A 3,703-nucleotide genomic window follows, 5' to 3' on the forward strand; every position below is an offset into this window, starting at 1 on the left:
GGAACCGCCGTGGCTAACTCCTTAGCGGCAGTTAACGAGGGCGCACGCATGATTCAAGGCACAATTAACGGTTATGGGGAACGCTGCGGCAATGCCAATTTATGTACTTTAATTCCCAATCTTCAGTTAAAAATGGGCTTTTCTTGCCTAGAAGAAAATCAATTAGGCCGATTGACGGGAACTAGCCGAAAAATCAGCGAAATGGTCAATTTAGCCCCGGATGATCATGCTCCCTTCGTCGGACGCTCCGCTTTTGCCCATAAAGGCGGCATTCACGTTTCTGCGGTGGCGAAAAATCCCCTAACCTACGAACATATTAACCCGGAAGCGATCGGGAATCAGCGCCGCATCGTCATTTCTGACCAATCGGGATTAAGTAATGTGTTAGCGAAAGCGCGCAGTTTTGGCATCGATTTGAATAAAGATGATCCCACCTGTCGGCAAATATTGGAACGTTTAAAAATCTTGGAAAGTCAGGGTTATCAATTTGAGGCAGCCGAAGCTAGTTTTGAGTTATTAATGCGGGAAGCTTTGGGACAGAGAAGCCACCTTTTTGAATTAAAAGGATTCCAAGTTTATTGTGATATGCTCCGGGATAGTGGTAATGCGATCGCGACAATTAAAGTACGGGTAAAAGAGGAAGATTTGTTAGAAGTGGCCGAGGGTAATGGTCCCGTGGCTGCTTTAGATCTGGCTTTAAGAAAAGCTCTAGTCAAATTCTATCCCGAAATTGCTAACTTTCACCTGACCGATTATAAAGTGAGAATCCTCGATAGTGGTTCGGGGACGGCAGCGAAAACTAGGGTTTTAATCGAGTCAAGTAACGGTCAACAAAGATGGACAACCGTGGGAGTGTCTAGTAATATTTTAGAAGCTTCCTATCAAGCAGTAGTAGAAGGAATTGAGTACGGTTTATATCTACTGCAAAACAATCAACTAGAATTATCGGGTCAATTTTGTCCTTTAGGGACAATTTAGGGAACAGTAATCAGTTATCGGTTATCAGGAGTCAGATTTGAGTTTTCACTGAACATTTAACTACTGACTCCTATCTCCTATGTCCTATGTCCTATCTCCTATCTCCCCTGCTCCGTTCTCCCTTATACCTTTTAAACAGGATTTAGTACAATCTCGCCTTGACAGAGTTTAAACACTGATATATTATCAGAAAGAATCCATAATTCTTCCAACAAGAGCAAGCAAGCTTAACTAGGTAGGCTCTTCGTTACTTTTTATGGTTCGATAGGGTGGCATAAATAAACTAAATCCTTATCTGGCAAGAGATTTAATTGATTAGTTCGCTCTAGATCAAAAACAATTGACAAAAATCGCCAAACGTTTTTCTCTATAAAGGTTCCGTCCCTTATAACCCCCGTACATTGCATAACAGAAACCGAAGAACCACTAGGTAATTCAATTGCTCAGCCTGTTGAAGCTGTAAATTTCACATAAAATATTTATTTATGACTACACAAGCTATAGGAAAATCAATGACGTTATTGAATAATAAATCATTGAAAATTACTACATTTTTAACCATTGCATTGATTACTTGGATCGCCCACTTTTGGTATTTTAATCACTTGGGTCTATACGAAGATGATTACGCTTTCATCGGTAACATACTCACCATGGACTTTTCCAGATTTGTTGACTCTGTTAAGAACATGAATTTAGCATTTTTTCAAGGTAGAGTTGTCGGCTTTAACATCCTCTTCTTCTCTGCATACTTTGCTGGAAAATTGGGAGGATTGCCGCTTATTTATATAAGTGCCTATCTATTGGCATTAACCAATAATATCCTCTTTTATCTATTTCTCCAACGTCTCTGGAATCAACCTATTTTTGTCCTGACGGGTACCCTTGCATTTACTTTATTTCCTGCCGATAACACTAGGGCTTTTCTCACTCATATTCACATTTTGCCCGCCATAACCTTTCTTTTACTCGCTTTTTTAAGTTATCTGAACGATAAAAAAATTTGGTCTTACCTATTGATTACTGCTTCTTTTCTTAGTTATGAGACCTGTTTTTTGCTGTTTATCACCGCACCTTTTCTAACCAAAAAGCCTCAGTCGGAGATATTTAAAGAATTAATTAAACATCTATTCATCTTAGGTACGATTTTCCTAGTGGTTTTAATTCTCAGAAAGTTGACTGGTGATAGCCGGGTTGGAGACTTAGATATAGCAACCGCTATTTTTACTCCGATTCGTCAAATAATTACCGGACCATTTGTCTGTTTAGGAACATTTGTCTATCGTCCTTGGCAAACTTTGCACAATCTCAGGGGAGAATTGTTAATTTTTGTGCCTCTTTCATTACTTATGTTGCTATGGCTATTCTTACAAAATTCTCGTTTTTCGGGACTGGATAGTGGGGAAAATTGGCCGATAATTAAACAGTTGAGCCTTTTGGGGATAAGTCTCTTATTCTTGGCCTATCCCTTAACTTTTACCGTTCCTGCTACCCTCATTAGTGGACGTGATTCCCGTGTTCATGCGGCTGGCGTGGTTGGAGCTTCTATTCTTGGGGGAATTCTTGGCTATTTGATTGTTTATTTAGCCAATAGTTATCGGCAAAAAAATCTTGCGGCTCTCCTCTTAGCGACTTATTTTTCTTTGTTGATTGGATTTGGAATTATCGTGCAACAGCAAAATAAACTAAGTTGGAAATATCAGCAAGCTTTTTGGGCTGATGTTATACAATTAGCCCCCGATCTGAGCGATGGACAAGTTATTTTAGTCGATGCTCCTAGTCTACCTTGGGGAAGTCAGTTGTATCCTTTTGCTTGGTCTATGCCCAGTGTAGTCGGTCAACTTTATCAATTTCCTTGGCAATGGAAAAACGTTCCTAAACTATATAAACTCAATCCTGATTGGCAGCTAAAAATCGCTGCCAATGGAGAAATAGCTTTAAATAACGACAATGGATTATTGTTCTTTTATTATCCCTGGGAACCCGCTCGCCAAGTTAAAACTTCGGAAATTATTTTGTTACAGGAAAAAGATGGGAAACTTGTCCGCACAACTACTCCAATTGTTGCAGGAGCTAAGAAATTTTCCTTTAAACCCCTGACTAATTCAACTATAGATTCTTTCGATAAAGGATATCTGTACGATTATTTAATCGCTCCTAACAATAAAAAATCTGTCAATTATTTTCAACCTTTTTAAGGTTAGTCAATGTCGAGTAAAATTTAGCCTTTCTGATTAAGTTTTTGCCGTCTTTAATCACTCTTTTATACCAATTCTCTCTAGGCAAATTACAGATTGAATCTAAGTCCCTCTTAAAAAGGAAAATTTAGAGGGAGCAAATTTTTGTAGTCAGACTTTGGAGCAGTTAAATAACCCTAGGATAATAATCTAGTAACAAAAGAATTTTGCCAACGACGGGCCAAGGCCCGTAGATACATATTAACGGGAAACTGATAATATTCGATAATTAACCAGAGTAAACAAATACCATGGCAAACAAAGGTTAAAATCGACCAAAATAGAGGCACCCATGACAAAGGACTCCCCTCGACCGGAGGAAAAAGATAGGCTCCCGTAGCCACAATTGCTGTGGGAAAAATCACAAATCCTAAACCGATAATTAAGTAAAAACCTGCCATCTCCATTCCTTCTCTCGGTAAACCCTGCCAATACTTACCATTCCAATACCAAGTTAAGGGTAATTGACTATCGGCCATTTTTAAAAC

At 39.0% G+C, this 3,703-nt stretch carries 3 protein-coding genes; 2 read left to right on the forward strand and 1 reads right to left on the reverse strand.

Features of this window, described 5'->3' with window-relative positions:
• Positions 1 to 978, forward strand: a 978-nt coding sequence (gene cimA, locus PX481_RS03065) for a citramalate synthase (RefSeq protein ID WP_288093621.1), incomplete at its 5' end; no start/stop codon positions are given.
• Positions 979 to 1,463: 485 nt separating this feature from the next.
• A complete protein-coding gene (locus PX481_RS03070) occupies positions 1,464 to 3,176 on the forward strand; it encodes a hypothetical protein (protein WP_288093623.1) in 1,713 nt (570 codons plus the stop codon).
• A gap of 176 nt (positions 3,177 to 3,352) precedes the next feature.
• Here the strand turns inward: PX481_RS03070 and PX481_RS03075 are convergent.
• The coding region (locus PX481_RS03075; RefSeq protein WP_288093624.1) for a hypothetical protein at positions 3,353 to 3,703 on the reverse strand (351 nt) is incomplete at its 5' end.

Source organism: Microcystis sp. M53603_WE2 (genome assembly GCF_030065435.1).

Coding starts and splice junctions, on each gene's coding strand:
- PX481_RS03070 (WP_288093623.1), top strand. CDS start 1,464: ATGACTACACAAGCTATAGGAAAATCAATGACGTTATTGAATAATAAA.